Origin of the sequence: Mycetohabitans sp. B3 (assembly GCF_021498065.1) — a bacterium.
In the GTDB taxonomy this organism is placed as follows: domain Bacteria; phylum Pseudomonadota; class Gammaproteobacteria; order Burkholderiales; family Burkholderiaceae; genus Mycetohabitans.
Genome location: NZ_JAHLKN010000011.1, coordinates 50,011 through 68,214, shown reverse-complemented (window position 1 = coordinate 68,214; position 18,204 = coordinate 50,011). Strand labels below are relative to the sequence as shown.

The following is an 18,204-nucleotide window of genomic DNA, read 5'->3' as shown; positions in this document are numbered from 1 at the left end:
CTTAACGCGTCGGCGGGCAGTGTCGCCAACGCCAACGCTCACGCCGATACGGTGCAGTGATGGTCAGCGCGGCAGACGGACGGGCTGTCGTGCAACGCCGCCCGCGCCGTGCGAGCCGCCGCGACGAGGTTGGACAACACCGTCTGCACGCAGTGCCAATCGGCCGCTGTCGACCCGCAATCCGCGCTCACCCACAAGCGCGGCGCCGGGATACGCGTGAGCGCGGCGTCGATCGCCGCGAGCATCTGCGCGTTGTGCGGCGCGCACGCCACATGAACGCCATCGATGCCGGTTCCGATTGCGCACGGAGACGGCAAGGCCGCCAATGCGTCGAGCCGAGCCCTCACGGCACGCCCGGTGCCGGACAGGATCACATCGGCATCCAGCGCGGCGATCGCTGGCAGCATGTCATCGAGCGCGGCATCGCCCAGATGGACGTGAATCTGCGTGTCGTTCGCCGCGCCGCCGGTAGCCACTTGGAACGCACGCACCACCCAGTCCAGATAGGCGTCGCACTCGGCCTGCCGGAGCGGCAAGCCCTCGCCCAGCACCGGCTCGTCGATCTGGATGATGCCGATTCCTGCGGCCTGGAGCGCGGCGACCTCGGCCCGCAACACGAGCGCGACCTGCAGCGCGGTCATGGCGCGCGACTGGTCGTCACGCACGAACGCGCGTTGCAGCATCGTCGCCGGGCCGGTCAGCATACCCTTGACGGGCTTGTCGGTCAGCGACTGGGCATACGCCACCCACCCCACGGTCAACGGCTCGGGCGCATAGACATCGCCGTAGATCAATGCAGGCTTGACGCAACGGCAGCCGTCCACTTGCACCCAGCCGCTGTCGGTGACGGCCATGCCCCACAGCTGTTCAGCGAAATACTCGACCGGCTCGTCGCGCTCGGCTTCGCCGTGTACGAGCACGTCCAGACCCAGCGCGTGTTGGCGCTCAACCGCATGACGGATTTCGGCGCGCATCGCTTCCAGATAATCGAAATGGGTCAACTCGCATTGTCGGTAGGCGGCACATGCGGCGCGGATCGCGTCGGTCCGCGGCAATGGGCCGAGCACCGTGGTCGGCAACACGGGAAGATTGAAGCGCGCGCGCTGGGCAGACTCCCGCACCGCATAAGGGGCAGCGCGCCGCATGTGTGCGGGCTCCAGCCGCGCGACATCGCGCTGCACCAGCGCATGATGGACCCGTGCCGACGTGCGGCGCGTGTGCAGCGCCGCCGCACAAGCATCGAGCGCGTGCGCGATGTGCGGCGCGGTGCGCCCGGCCGTGACCGCGTCCCGCAGCAGCGCGATCTCGGTGGTCTTTTGCACTGCGAACGCCATCCAGCTGCGCAACGCATCGTCCAAGCGGGTCTGCTGCGCAAGGTCCAACGGCACGTGCAGCAACGAGCAGCTGGACGCGACCCAGACATTGTCGCCCAACCGCGCATGCACCTGCTCGAGTAGGTGCAGTGATGCGGCCAGGTCGTTGCGCCACACGTTGTCCCCGTCCACGATGCCGCACGATAGTATCTTGTCGCGCGGCCATTGCTCGGTGAAGGCGGACAACTGCTGCGGCGCGCGTACCAAATCCAGATGCACGCCATCCACCGCCGACGCCTTCAGCCACGATGCATGGCCGCTGACATCGCCAAAGTACGTCGCGAGCAGGATGCGCGGCGCGCCGCCGCTAAGCTGTTGATAGGTGTGTTGCGCGGCATCGCACCACGGTTGCGGCAAGTCCAACGTCAAAACAGGCTCGTCGAGCTGAACCCATTCCACGCCGGCCACCCGTAGCGCGGCAAGCAACTTCTGGTAGGCCGGCAACAGCCGGGGCAGCAGGTCGAGTCGATCCAGTTCCGCGCCGTGCACGTTAGCCAGCCATAGCAGCGTCAATGGGCCGACCAGCACAACCTTAGCGCGATGGCCCCTGTGCTGTGCGTCGCGCAGTTCGTCCAGCAACCAGTCCACACCGCCGTCAAAGCGCGTGGCTGCGTCGAACTCAGGCACCAGGTAGTGATAGCGCGTATCGAACCATTGGCGCGATTTTAGCGGCGGCTGTTGCCCATGGCCGCGTGCCAGCGCCAAGTACTGGGCCAGTGTCAGGTTGCGCGCCTCGAAGCCGAATCGGGCGGGCAGCCCGCCCAGATGCACCAGCGTCGTCAGCACATGGTCGTACCAAGCAAAATCGCCGACTGTCACAAAATCCAGCCCCGCGTCTTGCTGGATGCGCCAATGTTCACGTCGCAGCGCCCGTCCTGTCTCGAGCAGCGCCGCCTGCGCGTGCTCGCCCGCTCCAGCCTGCCAGTACCGCTGCAGCGCGAGCTGTAGTTCGCGCTGCGCGCCGATGCGGGGAAAACCCAGGACATGTGCGGCAATCATCGCGGCCTCCGATTCCAATGTTGCGCAGTATCCATTGCACTGATGTATGATTCAAACGAAATATTTTTTCGATTATCTTTAATTTTTTTCAAGCACGATGATCCGCTCGCCGCTGGAGTTGCGCCACTTGCAAACGCTGATCGCGCTGCGCGAAGCGGGCAACCTATCGCGCGCCGCGCAGTGGCTGTGCCTGACGCAATCCGCGCTGTCGCATCAATTGCGGGCGATCGAGGACCATTTCGGCCTGGCGCTATTCGTGCGCAAGTCTTCGCCGCTGGTCTTCACGCCGGCCGGCAAACGGCTGCTGGTGCTGGCCGACCACGTCGTGCCCGCGGTCGAGGAAGCTGAGCGCGACGTCGCGCGCCTCGCGCAGGGCAGCGGCGGCACGCTACGCATTGCAGTGGAATGCCACACCTGTTTCGATTGGCTGATGCCCGCCATGGACGCCTTCCGGCAGCGCTGGCCCGACGTGGAGTTGGATATCGTGTCCGGCTTCCACGCCGACCCGATTGGACTGCTACATTCGGACCGGGCGGACCTGGCGATCGTCGCCGAGGCCGATCCTGACGAGAACGTCGAGCATCGGGCGCTGTTTCGCTTCCAGATTGTCACGTTGCTCGCGCACGACCACCCGCTCGCCGGCCGTGACGCATTGACGGCCGACGACTTTCGCCACGAGACGCTGATCACCTACCCGGTGCCCGACGACATGCTCGACATCGTGCGCCAAGTGCTCCGGCCCGCTGGCATCGAGCCCAAGCGCCGCACCTCGGAATTGACCGTGGCGATTTTGCAGCTGGTCGCCAGCCGCCGCGGGATTGCCGCGTTGCCGCTATGGGCTGTAGCGACCTATCTCGAAAAGCGCTACGTCGCGGCGCGCACCGTGCTGTGTGGGCCGCCGCGAAAGAGCGCGCCACTGTCCGGCGAGCTTTACGCGGCGATGCTGCCCGCGTTCGCCCGACGGCCGTACGCCGCCGACTTCGTGTCGACGATGCGTGAGACCAGTTTGCTGAATTTGTCTCAAATCGAATTGTTATAGCGCAGGCTCGCCAACGCACCGACGCGCTACACCGCCCATGTAGAATGGCGGCCATGCAAATCGCGGCGCGGTGCTGGCGACGGTGCCCGAAGACAGCGATCGCGCCTCTCGAACAGCGTTTTTCGGAGCTCATCATGGAAGCGACTCGGCCCCTCTCACGCCGCACGACTCTCACCCAGTACCTAATCGAACAACAGCGCGAACACAACAACATCCCGGCGGATCTGCGGCTGCTGATCGAGGTCGTGTCGCGCGCCTGCAAACTCATCAGCTATCACGTCAGCAAAGGTGCGCTGGGTGAGGCACTGGGCAGCGCCGGCAGCGAGAACGTCCAGGGCGAGGTACAGAAAAAGCTCGACATCCTGTCCAACGAAATCTTGCTCGAGGCCAACGAGTGGGGCGGCAACCTCGCCGCGATGGCATCGGAGGAAATGGAGAGCATTCATCCGATCCCCACGTTCTTCCCCAAAGGGGAATACCTGCTGCTATTCGATCCGCTCGATGGCTCGTCCAATATCGACGTGAACGTGTCGATCGGCACGATCTTCTCGGTTCTGCGCTGTCCAGATGGCGCCCACCCGACCGAGCAATCCTTCCTGCAAAAGGGCTCTCATCAGGTGGCAGCCGGCTTTGCAGTGTACGGCCCGCAAACAATGCTCGTGCTGACCACGGGCCACGGCGTCAACGGCTTCACGCTCGATCGCGAACTCGGCTCATGGGTACTCACGCATCGCGACCTGCGCATCCCGGTCGACACACGCGAATATGCAATCAATGCGTCAAACCAGCGCCATTGGTACGCACCGGTGCAACGTTATGTCAGCGAGCTGACGCAGGGCGCAGACGGTCCCCGCAAGACGGACTTCAATATGCGCTGGATCGCCTCGATGGTGGCGGACGTGAACCGCATCCTGCATCGCGGCGGCATCTTCATGTATCCGGCCGATAAGCGCACGCCGAACAAGCCCGGCAAGCTGCGCCTCATGTACGAGGCGAATCCGATGGCGTTCATCGTCGAGCAGGCAGGCGGCGCCGCGACCAACGGCGAAAAGCGCATCCTGGACATTCAACCCAAGAGCCTGCACGAGCGCGTCGCCGTGTTTCTCGGCTCCAAGAATGAAGTTGACCGCGTAACGCGGTACCACCTCGAGGGCTGAATATGGAATGCGAGTGCCCTGACACCAGATGGTGCTCAGAGCGCTGACGCCGGGGTGGCGACACAGGCAGCGTTAACGTTGCGCTGACACATGCTGACCCAGAGGTGTCGCGGACACAGGGGTTGCCAACCCGCGCCGTCCACTCTTATAATCTCGCTTCTGTTGCCGGTGTAGCTCAGTTGGTAGAGCAGCGCATTCGTAATGCGAAGGTCGGAAGTTCGAGTCTTCTCTCCGGCACCATGGATTCAGCCCGCAAAGCCTATGTTTTGCGGGCTTTTTGTTGTGCTCTTCGCGTGGCCGCGCACCGCCCTCGGCGGACAGGACGCGTCGCCGCCTACTCATCCTAACGCCGTGCGCATGCGACACCTCGTCTGCATGCCGCACACCGCCAGCATGACCGTCCGTTGTCGGCTGCCGTTGTGATGCGCTCACTCGTCTCGCAGCACCCACGGCGTCAATGTCTGACGCCGATGTTCGGCCGAAGGCCTCGGTACGGTAGCGTCCAGTCAACCGCCCGCAAATAGCCCACAATGGATTATTCGCTAGACGAAACATGGCGCGTTGTCACACTGTTTCCTTGTTTGATGCAATGCACGCGGATATTTTCCCAACGCATTGTTTCCGATTGGACTATTGTGCTGATATAGCAACAGAAGGGAGAGAAAAACGCGTCGTGGCCACGTGACACTAGCACACGATCGGACCCGAGGCGGATAATCGATTCGCAACAAGGAGAGTCACCATGGAAACCAAACCCACCAAGATTCCGTCGCCAGACAAGGTCGCTAGCCCAGACCCGGAACCGGTGGGCGTCGAGTTTCTCGCAGACCTGCCCGAGCACGTCCGCGCATTCTTTGACGAACAACGCAAGTCCGGCACCACGCAGTGAGGGCGCGATACGCGCGTCGTTTCTTGTCGTGTCGGCGCGATTCAGCTGCCCGCGCGTAAGCCCTACCTGCGTCCAATGGGGTCGGATTGCCCGGTCCGGCCAGTCCGCGTGGCCAGGGCACTGGCCGACTGGAAAATGACGACGGTCTATGACGCATCGCGCTTCGCAGCGCTGCGCACCGCGGTGCCCCATCTATGCGCTAATGACGGCGTCGGCGCGGTAGGGTAGGCAGTATCTGACGGCGCCAGCTGGCCGTGGCGGCTGGCGGCCGGCGCCACGGCCGCGAGCCGCTCCACGACCAGCCCACCCCGTGCCAACCGCTGCGCAAGGATCTGGGCAATGGCTGCATTGAAGGCCGGTTCCACGACGCCCAGTAGGCCGGGCTGAGCCGTCACGGCCTGTGCGGGCTGGACAATATCACACGCGTCGCGGCACGCCGCGCTGGACTGCCGATGTGCATGGAGCAACGCGCGCGCGCAATCCAAGTCGGCGGCGGACCCGAGATATTGCCACGCGTCCAACAGATGGACTCCCTGCGCCCCACAATCGTGGCCTGACCGCTCGATCAGTGCGACAGGTCCGCCGTAGGGCCACGGCATGGCGCCGCGCGGTGGCTGCACCGTTGCCGCCACACGACGACCGAGTCTCGGGCGCAGCACAGCACTCCAATGCGCATCCGCCAACAACAGCCCGACCTCGCCCACCACCGGATAGACGCGCACCTCATGCACGCGCGCGGCCAGTTGCGCGTCGCGGCTCGAGCGGCGCTCGCCAAACAATTGCGTGCGCACGCGTTGCCGCAGCTTGGCGCTCTTGCCTACATACAACGGCACACCATCGCTGTCGAACAGCGCATAGACGCCCGAACCGGCCGGCAACACATCGGTCATCGCGTCGGCCCCGCCCCCGCGAATCAAGCGGCTCAACGCTGCGTCGATGACGGAGCGTGGATGCAGGGCATGGACGCGCTGCCAAAACTGCCACACCAGATCGGCATCGGCCAACGCCCGATGCCGACCACACACGGTCAAGTCCAGCCGCTGCGCGAGTGCGTCGAGCCCGTGCCGGCTTTCGCGCGGAAACAGTGCGCGGGATAGCCGCACTGTGCACAGTACGTCGGGATCGAAGCGGATGCCGATCCGATCGAACGCTTTCTTCAGGAAACCGTGATCGAAGCGCGCGTTGTGCGCGACAAACAACTTGCCATCGAGTCGGCGCGCGAGTTCAGCGGCAAGCGCATCAAATGTCGGTGCGCCGCGGACCATCGCGTCCGTGATACCGGTCAACTGCTGCACAAATAGCGGAATTGGCTGCAGCGGATCGACCAGCGTGCTCCAGTGACGAACGCCATCACGGTCAACTTCGATCACGCCCACCTCCGTGATGCGGTCGACTCCAGGGCGCCCGCCCGTCGTCTCCAGATCCACAAACGCGAGTGGTCGTGCATCGGCATCGTGGATCAGGCTGGCGAGGTCGGTCATGGCAACGCAACAATGGCATAAAAAGCGCAAACGCGCACATTGTCGCCCAAAATGACCGGCTCCGCGCGCGTCGTTGCGCGGCGCACGGCGCACGGCGGGGAAAAAGAAAAGCCCCGACGCGCGGGGCTTTGAGCTGCCGCCGACATTGGTCAGGGCATCAGATCCCGGATCGGGCGCCGCGTCACAACGGCCGGATATTCGCCGCTTGCTTGCCCTTCGGGCCAGTCTTCACTTCGAACGATACGCGCTGGCTTTCCTTCAGCGACTTAAACCCATCCGAGCGGATTTCGGAGAAGTGTGCGAACAGATCCTCGCCACCCGAATCCGCAGTGATAAAGCCGTAGCCTTTAGCATCGTTAAACCATTTGACGATACCCGTTTCCATAAATCGTGCTTCCCCTCAAGTGTTGACGTAACAAACTTCAGTTCATCTGCAGAAAATCATGAAACAAAGGTTCCCGCGTTATGCGGCAACCTTGCATCCTGAAAATCCAGCGGTATTGTTATAAATAGAAACAGGACTGTACGTCAAGCAGAAAATATGTTGTCTAGCGACTGTCAAGGTTTTATCAATCCCCCGGAAAGCCTACCCAGTGGGCCGCAGCAGCCCGATCGGCAAAGCGTTCAACCCTGTCATTCAGCTTCCCTTATCTGAATTAAACAAGTCGTTTTTACTTGAATCGCGATATTCAATTATGAAGTGACAGAAATTTTTACCGCTCACCTGCAACAAATTGTAAGTGTTTATGCTGATTCTATTCCGAAGCGGTTCGTGCGACTATTTACGGGAACGATTCGATGTAGCAAGAGGCAATATGATGCTGACGCCACTTAAGCACCTTTTCGGCTGGCTACGGCATGATTCCCGCCATGCTGCAGATCGGACCAGCCCTGTGCCAATCACCGCGCCCGACCCTGCGGGCTTGACCCACTTCGATATGGTTTGGCACAGCGATCACTGGCAAAACCTGTTGTCGGCACCGCTAATGGATGCACGTCATTACGTGATCGAGGATTGGATGCCAACGACTGGACATTGCACCGCTCAGCAGGTGCCTAGCGCCGTCTCGCCTCACCGCCCACTGGAATAAGTCGACGGCATCGATGCTGGCTCCGACATCGATGTCGGCTCGATGGCTTGCACGCCACCCGCGGCGTCCCAGCCACCAGTGCAATGGTGCGTCAGTGCGATGGGCGACGGCGCAAAAAAAGCGCGATCAAGACGACCGCGCTGATAAGGTTTGGAGATCTTTTCCCGAAGAAAAAGCTGCTAGGGGAAAGCAGTGATTGCAGTATAGCCAAATCGGCGCATCCCATCGTTAATCAATTCGACAATCCTTTATTGTGGCTGACGAAACAATAGACGCGACACATTGATTGCCCACTGGTTCCCTTCATTTAGCTGTCGTACAAACACAACGGCGAGCGCTCGTCCACCATTGTCGAAATCGAATTGAATCGCTGCTCGGCCTTGCTACACAAGGCTTTGCGGGGCGCCACCCATCATTGCGCAGTCGTCAATATATTGTTGCAGAATTCGGAATGTTCGCATCGCGACCTCGTCTTTACACTCTGCCTTTCCAGGAAACAGGTGCGTCATCTGGCTAATCGTTTCAATGCCGCACCACTTGAAATACATGCTGCCAACTCACCGGCGGCCTCGTTTCCTCAAAGCTTGGGTAAGATTTCCCATACGTATTTGGAGTTCACACAGATGAAAAAGACTCTCATGGTTGCAGCCCTGTCGGGCATGTTCACGACGGCTGCCCACGCGCAGAGCAGCGTGACGCTGTATGGCTTGATCGACGCCGGTATCACGTACACGAACAGCCAAGACGGTCGCTCGAACTGGCAGGAAACCAGCGGCTCGGTGAACGGCAGCCGTTGGGGCCTGCGTGGCGCTGAAGACCTCGGTGGTGGTTTGAAGGCGATCTTCACGCTGGAAAATGGTTTCAGCATCGGCAATGGCGGGGCAAGCCAAGGAGGCCGCCTGTTCGGCCGCCAAGCCTTTGTCGGTCTCGCGTCGGACCAGTACGGCGCCGTCACGCTCGGCCGCCAATATGATTCCGTCGTTGACTACCTCGGCCCGCTGGCACTGACTGGCACGCAATACGGCGGCACACAGTTCGCGCACCCGTTCGACAACGACAACCTGGACAACTCGTTCCGCGTCAACAACTCGGTGAAGTATCAAAGCCCGAACTTCGACGGCTTCAAGTTTGGCGCGTTGTACGGCTTCTCGAACCAGGCGGGCAACTTTGCGAACAACCGCGCGTACAGCGTCGGCGCATCGTATAACTACGGTCCGTTGAACGTGGCAGCAGCTTATCTGCAGTTGAACAACAACACGCCGCTGGTCGGTGCGACGGAGGTGTCGAACCTGTCCGGCGCCTTCTCGGATGACGCCACGTTCCTCGCTGGCCGTCAGCGTACCTGGGGCGCAGGTCTGAGCTACGCGTTCGGCCCGGCAACGGCAGGTTTCGTGTTTACGCAAACGAAGCTGAACAATGCTCTCAATACCACAAACACAAACATCGACGTTTCGAACATTGGCCTGCCGGCCAGCAGCGACCTGCGCTTCAACAACTATGAAGTCAACGGCCGCTACAACCTGACGCCGGCATTGAGCGTTGCGGGTGCGTACACGTACACCGACGGCAAGCTAGGCGGCGAATCGCCGAAGTGGCATCAATTCAGCCTGCAAACCGCGTACGCGCTGTCCAAGCGGACCGACGTGTACCTGCAGGGTGAGTACCAAAAGGTTGTTGAAAGCAAGACCGGCTTCACCGCGAACATTAACGGCCTGGCTCCGTCGTCGTTCGACAAGCAAGTCGCTGTGACCGCTGGCCTGCGTCACCGCTTCTAAGCTTAAGCGGACAGGACGCTAGTCGTCCTGTGCACCAGTCTAAAAGGCGCCTTCGGGCGCCTTTTTTACGGTCTATCACTCTGCCGCGAGCGCTGTCATGACAGCAGCCCGCGAGCGCTCGTGACAGTAGCCCGCGTACAGCGACACCCGCACGCACTCAGTGCGTAGCAGCCGGATAGTGCACGTCGAGAACATCGATTTGCTCAATCCCGCCTGGCGTGTGTAGTGGCACGGTGTCCCCGATCCGCGCTTTCAACAGCGCCCGCGCAATCGGCGAGATCCAACTAACTCGCCCCCGATCCAGATCCACCTCATCGACGCCGACAATGGTGATCCGGTTCTCGGTGCCATCGGATGTTGCATAGTGGACTGTTGCACCAAAGAATACCTGGTCAGTGTTTTCCTGCCGGCTGCTGTCAACGACCTCGGCTAAGTCAAGCCGCTTGGTCAGGAAACGAATGCGCCGGTCGATCTGGCGCAAACGCCGCTTGCCATAAATATAATCGCCGTTTTCAGACCGGTCGCCGTTCGACGCGGCCCACGATACCATGCGCACGACCTCGGGCCGCTCGACGTCGATCAATTGCAGCAACTCGTCCTTCAGGCGGCGGTAACCCTCAGGCGTCATATAGTTTTTTGCGCCAGTCGGCATTTCCGGTTGCGGCAGGTCGTCGTCTTGCGCCGAATCATCGCTTTCCTTCACAAATGCCTTGTTCATTGTGCGACTCGACTGAAACTATGGAATGTCCTTTTGACTATTATACGAACGCGCAAACGCTTCATGGCCGGCATCCGGCGTCTGCTCATCACCGGCATGCAAAAAAAATCGCGCCAGGGGCTTCACATCTTCAAAGAAGTTGCTATAATTTCACTTCTTCGCGCGGCTGTAGCTCAGTTGGATAGAGTACTTGGCTACGAACCAAGGGGTCGTGGGTTCGAATCCTGCCAGCCGCGCCACTTTTTTAAAAAGGCCTTCCAATCGGAAGGCCTTTTTGCTTTGTGTCACACGGACGGATATCGCACCGCACGAGAAGCCGTCCAGCGGCAACCCTTAGCACTGGCAGTATGCCGCGAACAACCAGGGTGTACGAACTCCCGTTACGCGTCAATAGTCACCGCGGTCACGCTCGATGCGCATTCCACCGTCGTGCCGATGGTGGCCGTCGTCGGACGCCCGCTCACGGCCAATCCGGATCACATCGGGATTGGTCCGAGTACGCCGGATCACATTCGCCAAATGGACCCGGTCACTGACCTGAATTAGGAAGCGCAGCGCCATCGATTCTTGGGCCAGATCCTCATCCATCGCCACGTGCACGATATTCGCATCGGCGGCCGTGATATCGGCGGCCACGCGTGCAAAAACACCACGCGTGTTCTTCACTAGCACCTTGACCGCCACATCGAACAAACGTCCCGGCTGCGGCGCCCACGCGACATCGATCCAGCGACCGGGATCGCGCCGATGAATACGCTGCGCGACACGGCAATCGGTCGTATGGATCGACATGCCGAGGCCCATTCCAATGTAGCCCATGATGTCATCGCCGGGAATCGGCCGACAGCAAGGCGACAGTTGCACCGCCATCCCTTCTGTCCCGGTGATCCATACCGGCGGTCCGCCGCTGGCATGAGCCGGCGCATCGGGGCGCGGGTGCTCGTCGGAGTCCCCGTCACGGCCGCTAAGCAACAATTCGATCCGCTTGGCGAGCACCGCTGCGATGCGACGTCCCAACCCGATATCGGCGAATACTTCCTGCTGCGACTTATTGCCAGTCGAGTGCGCGATCTTGTCCCAGATCTCCGGCGTGACTTCAGCAAGTGACAGCCCATACGCCTTGAGCACCTGTTCCACAAGCCGCTCACCGAGTTGCACCGACTCGTTCAAGCGCATCGTCTTCAGATAATGGCGAATCGCCGAACGCGCCTTGCCGGTCCGGACAAACCCCAGCCAAGCAGGGTTCGGCTTCGAGTACGGCGCCGTGATGACCTCGACGATATCGCCACTCTTAAGCTCGGTGCGCAACGGCAACAACTCGTTGTTGATCTTGACGGCAACGCACTGGTTACCCAGATCGCTATGTACTGAATACGCGAAGTCCAGCGCAGTCGCGCCACGCGGCAGCGCCATGATCTTCGATTTGGGCGTGAACACGTAGACCGCGTCTGGAAACAGGTCGATCTTCACGTGCTCGAGGAACTCGCTGGAATCGCCTGCCTCGCTCTGGATGTCGAGCAACGACTTGAGCCACTGGTGCGCCCGCTTTTGCACGTCATTCAGATCCGCGCTGCCGTTCTTGTACATCCAATGTGCCGCAACGCCCGCCTCGGCAATCTCATGCATCTTCAGCGTGCGGATTTGGAACTCGATGGGCGTGCCAAATGGGCCGACCAGCGTGGTATGCAGTGACTGGTATCCGTTGACCTTCGGAATCGCAATGTAGTCCTTGAACTTGCCCGGCACCGGCTTGTACAACGAATGCAATACACCGACCGTCATATAGCATTCTATCGGCGTGTCGACGACCACACGAAAACCGTACACGTCGAGCACCTGCGAAAACGACAACTGCTTGTCGCGCATCTTTCGATAAATGCTGTAAATCGTTTTTTCACGCCCGGTCACGTCAGCATCGATCTTCGCATCGGCCAGCGAACGCTGCACCGCCTCGAGGATCTTGCCAACTACCTCTCGCCGGTTGCCGCGCGCCGCCTTGACGGCCTTCTCAAGGGTCGCATACCGGCGCGGATTGAAATTCGCGAAACTTAGCTCCTGTAGCTCACGATACGTGTTGTTGAGGCCGAGCCGATGCGCAATCGGTGCATAAATATCGATCGTCTCGCGCGCCACCCGCCGACGTTTTTCAGGCGGCACCGCACCGAGCGTGCGCATATTGTGCCGCCGGTCAGCAAGCTTGATCAGGATGACGCGCACGTCCCGCGCCATCGCAAGCAACATCTTACGGAAATTCTCCGCCTGCGCCTCCTCGCGGTTGCGGAATTCCATCTTGTCCAATTTGGACAGCCCGTCGACCAGCTCAGCCACCTTCGGCCCGAAACGCTCAGCCAGTTCCGTCTTTGTGACGCCCTGGTCCTCCATCACGTCGTGCAGCAGCGCGGCCATGATCGACTGCGAGTCCAGCTTCCAGCCGGCGCAGATCTCGGCCACTGCCACTGGGTGCGTGATGTACGGCTCGCCGCTTTGCCGGTATTGGCCTAGGTGGGCCTCGTCGCTGAAGTGAAACGCGGCCTTGATCTCCTTGATCTCGGCCGGCGTCATGTATGAGCCCAACTCTTCGGTCAGCTTCGCGATCGATACGACTTCGTGCTTGCGTGGCTGCTCGGGCGTGGCGGTCGGACCGAACAAGTGCCGAAACGATTGTTCGAGCACTGCATCGATGTACGCGCGTGCAGGCGACGTTTTGCTCGCCATGCCAGCGCCGCCCGCAGCGTCCGCGCCAGTCGGCGACGTGGACGGGCGTTTCGTCCCGGCCTGAGGGCGCCGTGCCGCGGCCTCGTCATCCGCGCGCGCGGCGCACGACAACGTGGAGGCGTGCGATGGATTGGAACTCATTTGCGCCTCCAGGTGTGTTGCGTTGTGTCGTCACATGGCGGGCGTGCCGGTCAGACCGGCACTTTCTTCAACATCTCGATGCCGACCTTTCCTTCGGCAATCTCGCGCAACGCGAGTACCGTCGGCTTATCCTTGCTTTCGATCTTCGGTGTGTGGCCCTGCGCGAGTTGGCGCGCACGATACGTCGCCGCAAGCGCAAGCTCGAAGCGGTTCGGGATATTTTCCAGGCAGTCTTCGACGGTAATGCGAGCCATATTGGAATTCCTTGTTGCTATAAATCTATTTTAACTCACCGCACGATCCATCCGCCTGTGATGAGTGGATGCCCAACTCGACGAATAGCTTCTCGTGACGTGCGCGCTGCGATGCGAAACGCAGCCGTGTCGCGGCGACCACAGTCTGCATTTCGGTTAACGTACGATCGAAATGCTCGTTGATCAATACATATTCGAATTCGGGCGCATGCGAGATCTCGCTGCCAGCGGCCAGCAGCCGGCGCACGATCACGTTCGGCTCGTCCTGTCCACGCTTGCGCAGACGCTCCTCGAGCGCATCAAGCGACGGTGGCAGAATAAAGACGCCGACCGCGTTTCGGAACTGCTTGCGCACCTGCTGCGCGCCCTGCCAATCGATTTCCAGCAGCACGTCCACGCCACGCTTCATCTGCTCCTCGATCCACACGCGTGATGTGCCATAGTAGTTGCCATGGACTTCGGCACTCTCGAGGAATTCACCCCGGGCATGGCGCTCTAGGAAGTCAGACGCCGGGATGAAATGATATTGAACGCCGTTCGTCTCGTTCGGCCTCGGTGGCCGGGTGGTGTACGACACCGACAGCCGGATCGACGGGTCGCGCGCCAATAGCGCGTTGACCAGCGTCGACTTGCCCGCGCCGGACGGCGCGACCACCATGAACAGGTTACCGGGATATTCTGCGGTATAGGGATTGAGATTGTTCGTCATCGTGTCGGACTACTCCAAATTCTGAACTTGCTCACGCATCTGCTCAATCAGCAGCTTCAGCGTCATCGACGCGTCAGCCAGTTCTTTCGCCGCGGCCTTGGACCCCAGCGTGTTCGCTTCCCGGTTCAGTTCCTGCATCATGAAATCGAGCCGCTTGCCAACCCGGCCGCCCTTTTCAATCACGTGGCGAGTCTCGGCCAAATGCGTACTCAGCCGCAACAGCTCCTCGGCGATGTCGATTCGGATGCCGTACATTGTCACCTCTTGACGGATCCGTTCAGCGATTTCCTCGCGCGAGACAAGTTGTGGCGAGCCGTCCGACGCCGCCACGCCGAGCGCTGCTTGCAGCCGCTCAACAATCTTTTGCTGATGACGCGCGATCAGCTCGGGCACCAACGGCGTAATACGGGTGACGATCGCCTCCATCTCGGTCACATTGGCCAACAGCATCGCGGCCAATTGCGCCCCTTCGCGGCCGCGCACGTTGACTAGCTCGTCCACGGCCTGCTTACCGCAGGCCAGCACTGCGTCGCGCAGCAATGCGGCCGACAGGCCGCTATCGGCGATCACGCCGGGCCAACGCAAGATTTCACCGGTGCGCAGGCCGCCCGCGCCGGGAAACACATCGAGCACGGAGCGCTCCAGTGCCGCCAGTTGCAGCAGCGCGTCGCGATTGAGCGACCCGGTCAGCGCCACCTGCTCGCTGCGTTGCACGTTGATACGGATATCGACCTTGCCGCGCGAGAGACGATTCATCAGCATTTCACGCAACGTCGGCTCACAGGTGCGCACCTCTTCAGGCATACGGAAATTGAGGTCAAGAAACCGCGAATTCACGGTGCGCAACTCGACCGATACGCTGGCAGTATGGGTACTGCCGCCGACCTCGGATACACCGTCGGCGACCAGTTCCCGCGTCACGCTCGCATAGCCCGTCATGCTGTAGATCATTGTGCGTCTCGCGAAAAGTTCTGGTAAATAACAATTATCGCACTGAACGCCTACCAGCCCCCGGCAACAGCGGCCGGCATGAGGGAAACGCCTCCGGCTCACCGAGGACAATCGCGTTTAGCGCTAAGATGCGGGTTTCGGGTCGGCGCAGCTGACCTCCAACCGCATCCACTTTCTGACTGTTCCACTATGAAAGTCCCAACTCCGCGGCCCAGCGGCCGCGCCGCCGACGCACTGCGAGACGTGTGCATCACGCGCCACTATACGAAGCATGCCGAAGGTTCCGTGTTGATCGAATGCGGCGACACAAAAGTGATCTGCACCGCCAGCGTGCTGGAGAAAGTGCCCGAATTCCTGCGCGATCGCGGGCGCGGCTGGCTCACCGCCGAGTACGGCATGCTGCCGCGCGCGACGCACACGCGCAGCGATCGCGAGGCGGCGCGTGGCAAGCAGACCGGCCGCACGCAGGAAATCCAGCGGCTCATCGGTCGTGCGCTGCGCGCGGTGTTTGACTTGGAGAAACTGGGCCCGCGCACGCTGCATATCGATTGCGACGTGATTCAGGCCGACGGCGGTACACGTTGTGCGAGCATCACTGGCGCATTCATCGCCGCACACGATGCGGTGGATACGCTGCTGGCGCACGGCAAGCTCACCGCGACGCCGATCCTCGACCACGTCGCGGCGGTATCAGTCGGCATCCACGGCGCGACGCCGGTGCTCGATCTGGACTACGCAGAAGACTCGCGTTGCGACACCGACATGAATGTGGTGATGACCGGGGCCGGCCGCTTCGTTGAGGTGCAGGGCACGGCCGAAGGCGAACCGTTCAGCCGCGGCGAGATGAACGCACTGCTCGATCTCGCCGAGTCCGGCATCATGCGACTCATCGAGCTGCAAAAAAAGGCGCTGCAGCCATGAACAGCCATCTCGGATCTGCGCAGTCGCGCATCGTGCTGGCGTCGAACAATCCTGGCAAGCTGCGCGAATTTTCTGCGCTAAACGCGTTTGGCATTGATCTCGTGCCGCAGCACGCATTGTGCGTGGGCGAAGCACCCGAGCCCCATCCGACGTTCATCGAGAACGCACTGGAAAAAGCGCGCCACGCGGCACGCGTCACCGGCTTGCCCGTGCTTGCCGATGATTCGGGGCTATGCGTGCATGCGCTGGGCGGCGCCCCAGGCGTCTATTCAGCCCGCTATGCGCAATTAGCCGGTGGCGAGAAATCCGATGCGGCCAACAACACGCGCCTGCTCGACATGTTGCGCACGCACGCCGACCGGCGCGCCTACTATTATTGCGTGCTAGTGCTGGTGCGCCATGTCGACGATCCCGAGCCGTTGATCGCCGACGGTCGCTGGCACGGCGAAATCCTCACCGAGGCCCGTGGCGGGCACGGTTTCGGCTACGATCCGCTGTTCTATATCCCTGCGCTACAGGCAAGCGCCGCCCAGTTGCAGCCGGAAGTGAAGAACGCCCATAGCCATCGCGCGCTGGCGTTGGCAGAGTTGATCCGTCGATTGAAGAACGCATGGTGAATCATCCCATCGCGGGACGCGCACCCGCCCGTCCCTCACCGCTCGCGCACACCGACGCTCCAGGATCGGGCGGCGCGGTGTCCGCGTTCATTGCACCGGGACGCATCCGGCTCACCGCACTGCCGCCGCTGTCCCTGTATGTGCATTTTCCATGGTGCGTGCGCAAGTGCCCGTATTGCGACTTCAATTCGCACGCGTTCACACGCGGTCCAAACGACGCGCAGTTTCCTGAAACCGAGTATCTGGACGCGCTACGCGCCGACCTAGAAGCGGCGTTGCCGTTGATCTGGGGACGGCCGGTCCATACCGTGTTCATCGGCGGCGGGACGCCGAGCTTGCTATCGGCCCAGGCGATTGACCGGCTGTTGTCAGACCTACGCGCGTTGCTGCCACTGGACGCAGATGTGGAAATCACGCTCGAGGCGAATCCCGGCACGTTCGAAGCCGTCAAGTTCGCGAGCTTTCGCAGCAGCGGCGTCAACCGGCTCTCGATCGGCATCCAGAGCTTCAACGACGCTCACCTGCAGGCACTGGGCCGCATTCACGACGCAGCGCAGGCTCGCCGCGCGGTAGAGATCGCGCGCTCGAGTTTCGACAACTTCAATCTGGACTTGATGTTTGCGCTGCCGGGCCAGACACTGGCGCAATGCCAGGCGGACGTGGAGACTGCGCTGTCATTCGCGCCGCCCCATTTGTCGCTGTACCATCTCACGCTGGAGCCGAACACCTATTTCCACAAGTATCCCCCTACGCTGCCCGACGATGACACGTCGGCCGACATGCAGGAGTGGATCCATGCACGCACGCGTGAAGCCGACTACCACCGCTACGAAGTGTCAGCGTACGCTAAAGCGCACCGGCAAAGCCGGCACAACCTGAACTACTGGCAATTCGGCGACTACTTAGGCATCGGCGCAGGCGCGCATTCGAAACTGTCTTTTCCGGAACGGATCGTGCGACAGATGCGCTACAAACACCCCGCCACCTATCTGGCGCAGACTACCGCGGGCGCACCGATCCAGGAACAGCACGAAGTCAGTACGCGTGACCTACCGTTCGAATTCATGCTCAATGCGCTGCGGCTCACCGAAGGCTTCCCGGTGCATCGGTTCATCGAGCGGACCGGGCTGACGATGACATCGGTCGAGCCCGCCCTCGCGCAAGCCGAACGCCGTGGCTTGATCCGTCGTGACCATACGAGTATCGCGCCGACGTCGCTCGGCCAGCGTTTCTTGAACGACCTGCAGGCATTGTTCCTGAAGGACGACGCGTGAACCGGCGCGCATGCCCGCCTTAGCTGCATGAAACGGCGTGCGCACGGCCTCGTGGCAGCCGGCCGGGAGGTGCGTGCGCATCCGCCTGCCGGCCGATGTT

15 protein-coding genes and 2 tRNA genes are annotated in these 18,204 nt (G+C 61.4%); 9 read left to right on the top strand and 8 right to left on the bottom strand.

The genetic code is table 11. The features are described from left to right. Positions 1-38 precede the first annotated feature (38 nt). Positions 39-2,372, bottom strand: a complete 2,334-nt coding sequence (gene metE / locus KQH55_RS02315) for a 5-methyltetrahydropteroyltriglutamate--homocysteine S-methyltransferase (protein WP_076797383.1) — start codon at positions 2,370-2,372, stop codon at positions 39-41. A gap of 97 nt (positions 2,373-2,469) precedes the next feature. Between metE and KQH55_RS02310 the strand changes: the two genes are divergently transcribed. The 4 genes from KQH55_RS02310 (at position 2,470) to KQH55_RS02295 (ending at position 5,457) form a co-directional block, all read left to right on the top strand. Beyond that, entirely contained in the window at positions 2,470-3,411 is a 942-nt protein-coding gene (locus KQH55_RS02310; protein WP_076785300.1) for a LysR family transcriptional regulator, read from the top strand. Between the two features lie 134 nt (positions 3,412-3,545). Beyond that, a complete protein-coding gene (locus KQH55_RS02305) occupies positions 3,546-4,568 on the top strand; it encodes a class 1 fructose-bisphosphatase (RefSeq protein ID WP_076787343.1) in 1,023 nt (340 codons plus the stop codon). A gap of 164 nt (positions 4,569-4,732) precedes the next feature. Next, a tRNA-Thr gene (locus KQH55_RS02300) sits at positions 4,733-4,808 on the top strand. Between the two features lie 502 nt (positions 4,809-5,310). Next, entirely contained in the window at positions 5,311-5,457 is a 147-nt protein-coding gene (locus KQH55_RS02295) for a hypothetical protein (RefSeq protein WP_170872449.1), read from the top strand. Between the two features lie 146 nt (positions 5,458-5,603). On the opposite strand, the gene KQH55_RS02290 is transcribed toward KQH55_RS02295, so the two are convergent. Together KQH55_RS02290 and KQH55_RS02285 are read right to left on the bottom strand one after the other, a co-directional pair. After that, entirely contained in the window at positions 5,604-6,938 is a 1,335-nt protein-coding gene (locus KQH55_RS02290) for an exonuclease domain-containing protein (protein WP_076797044.1), read from the bottom strand. A gap of 181 nt (positions 6,939-7,119) precedes the next feature. Continuing rightward, positions 7,120-7,323: a cold-shock protein gene (locus tag KQH55_RS02285; protein ID WP_076785302.1), complete on the bottom strand. Its 204-nt coding sequence runs from the start codon at positions 7,321-7,323 to the stop codon at positions 7,120-7,122. Positions 7,324-8,652: 1,329 nt separating this feature from the next. On the opposite strand from KQH55_RS02285, the gene KQH55_RS02275 reads away from it, so the two are divergent. After that, positions 8,653-9,804 (top strand): porin, encoded by a 1,152-nt coding sequence (locus KQH55_RS02275; protein WP_076797043.1) that lies wholly within the window; start codon positions 8,653-8,655, stop codon positions 9,802-9,804. Positions 9,805-9,961: 157 nt separating this feature from the next. Here KQH55_RS02275 and greB read toward each other — a convergent pair whose 3' ends face one another. After that, positions 9,962-10,522 (bottom strand): transcription elongation factor GreB, encoded by a 561-nt coding sequence (greB, locus tag KQH55_RS02270; RefSeq protein ID WP_076797042.1) that lies wholly within the window; start codon positions 10,520-10,522, stop codon positions 9,962-9,964. Between the two features lie 162 nt (positions 10,523-10,684). Between greB and KQH55_RS02265 the strand changes: the two genes are divergently transcribed. Continuing rightward, positions 10,685-10,761: transfer RNA gene (locus KQH55_RS02265), tRNA-Arg, on the top strand. A 148-nt stretch (positions 10,762-10,909) separates the two neighbouring features. On the opposite strand, the gene KQH55_RS02260 is transcribed toward KQH55_RS02265, so the two are convergent. From KQH55_RS02260 to KQH55_RS02245, 4 genes are all read right to left on the bottom strand, one after another. Then, the gene (locus KQH55_RS02260) at positions 10,910-13,237 is read right to left on the bottom strand and encodes a bifunctional (p)ppGpp synthetase/guanosine-3',5'-bis(diphosphate) 3'-pyrophosphohydrolase (RefSeq protein ID WP_076797381.1); all 2,328 of its coding nucleotides are present in this window, start codon (positions 13,235-13,237) and stop codon (positions 10,910-10,912) included. 191 nt (positions 13,238-13,428) lie between these two features. Beyond that, positions 13,429-13,632 (bottom strand): DNA-directed RNA polymerase subunit omega, encoded by a 204-nt coding sequence (gene rpoZ / locus KQH55_RS02255; protein WP_076785305.1) that lies wholly within the window; start codon positions 13,630-13,632, stop codon positions 13,429-13,431. Between the two features lie 25 nt (positions 13,633-13,657). Beyond that, positions 13,658-14,341, bottom strand: coding sequence for a guanylate kinase (gene gmk / locus KQH55_RS02250; RefSeq protein WP_076797041.1), 684 nt, complete (start codon positions 14,339-14,341; stop codon positions 13,658-13,660). A 9-nt stretch (positions 14,342-14,350) separates the two neighbouring features. Next, positions 14,351-15,292, bottom strand: a complete 942-nt coding sequence (locus KQH55_RS02245; RefSeq protein ID WP_076797040.1) for a YicC/YloC family endoribonuclease — start codon at positions 15,290-15,292, stop codon at positions 14,351-14,353. 189 nt (positions 15,293-15,481) lie between these two features. Here KQH55_RS02245 and rph point away from each other — a divergent pair, with 189 nt between their 5' ends. Genes rph through hemW form a run of 3 tightly spaced genes read left to right on the top strand, consistent with a single transcriptional unit; the run spans position 15,482 to position 18,104 of the window. Continuing rightward, positions 15,482-16,213: a ribonuclease PH gene (rph, locus tag KQH55_RS02240; RefSeq protein ID WP_076785308.1), complete on the top strand. Its 732-nt coding sequence runs from the start codon at positions 15,482-15,484 to the stop codon at positions 16,211-16,213. Then, positions 16,210-16,830 carry an RdgB/HAM1 family non-canonical purine NTP pyrophosphatase gene (rdgB, locus tag KQH55_RS02235; RefSeq protein ID WP_235090123.1) on the top strand — a complete coding sequence of 207 codons (621 nt, stop codon included), beginning with the start codon at positions 16,210-16,212 and terminating at the stop codon, positions 16,828-16,830. The genes rph and rdgB overlap by 4 nt, the downstream gene beginning before the upstream one ends. Further along, positions 16,824-18,104: a radical SAM family heme chaperone HemW gene (gene hemW, locus KQH55_RS02230; protein ID WP_235090122.1), complete on the top strand. Its 1,281-nt coding sequence runs from the start codon at positions 16,824-16,826 to the stop codon at positions 18,102-18,104. The genes rdgB and hemW overlap by 7 nt, the downstream gene beginning before the upstream one ends. Positions 18,105-18,204: the final 100 nt, after the last annotated feature.

Coding starts and splice junctions, on each gene's coding strand:
- metE (WP_076797383.1), bottom strand. CDS start 2,372: ATGATTGCCGCACATGTCCTGGGTTTTCCCCGCATCGGCGCGCAGCGC.
- KQH55_RS02310 (WP_076785300.1), top strand. CDS start 2,470: ATGATCCGCTCGCCGCTGGAGTTGCGCCACTTGCAAACGCTGATCGCG.
- KQH55_RS02305 (WP_076787343.1), top strand. CDS start 3,546: ATGGAAGCGACTCGGCCCCTCTCACGCCGCACGACTCTCACCCAGTAC.
- KQH55_RS02295 (WP_170872449.1), top strand. CDS start 5,311: ATGGAAACCAAACCCACCAAGATTCCGTCGCCAGACAAGGTCGCTAGC.
- KQH55_RS02290 (WP_076797044.1), bottom strand. CDS start 6,938: ATGACCGACCTCGCCAGCCTGATCCACGATGCCGATGCACGACCACTC.
- KQH55_RS02285 (WP_076785302.1), bottom strand. CDS start 7,323: ATGGAAACGGGTATCGTCAAATGGTTTAACGATGCTAAAGGCTACGGC.
- KQH55_RS02275 (WP_076797043.1), top strand. CDS start 8,653: ATGAAAAAGACTCTCATGGTTGCAGCCCTGTCGGGCATGTTCACGACG.
- greB (WP_076797042.1), bottom strand. CDS start 10,522: ATGAACAAGGCATTTGTGAAGGAAAGCGATGATTCGGCGCAAGACGAC.
- KQH55_RS02260 (WP_076797381.1), bottom strand. CDS start 13,237: ATGGCGAGCAAAACGTCGCCTGCACGCGCGTACATCGATGCAGTGCTC.
- rpoZ (WP_076785305.1), bottom strand. CDS start 13,632: ATGGCTCGCATTACCGTCGAAGACTGCCTGGAAAATATCCCGAACCGC.
- gmk (WP_076797041.1), bottom strand. CDS start 14,341: ATGACGAACAATCTCAATCCCTATACCGCAGAATATCCCGGTAACCTG.
- KQH55_RS02245 (WP_076797040.1), bottom strand. CDS start 15,292: ATGATCTACAGCATGACGGGCTATGCGAGCGTGACGCGGGAACTGGTC.
- rph (WP_076785308.1), top strand. CDS start 15,482: ATGAAAGTCCCAACTCCGCGGCCCAGCGGCCGCGCCGCCGACGCACTG.
- rdgB (WP_235090123.1), top strand. CDS start 16,210: ATGAACAGCCATCTCGGATCTGCGCAGTCGCGCATCGTGCTGGCGTCG.
- hemW (WP_235090122.1), top strand. CDS start 16,824: ATGGTGAATCATCCCATCGCGGGACGCGCACCCGCCCGTCCCTCACCG.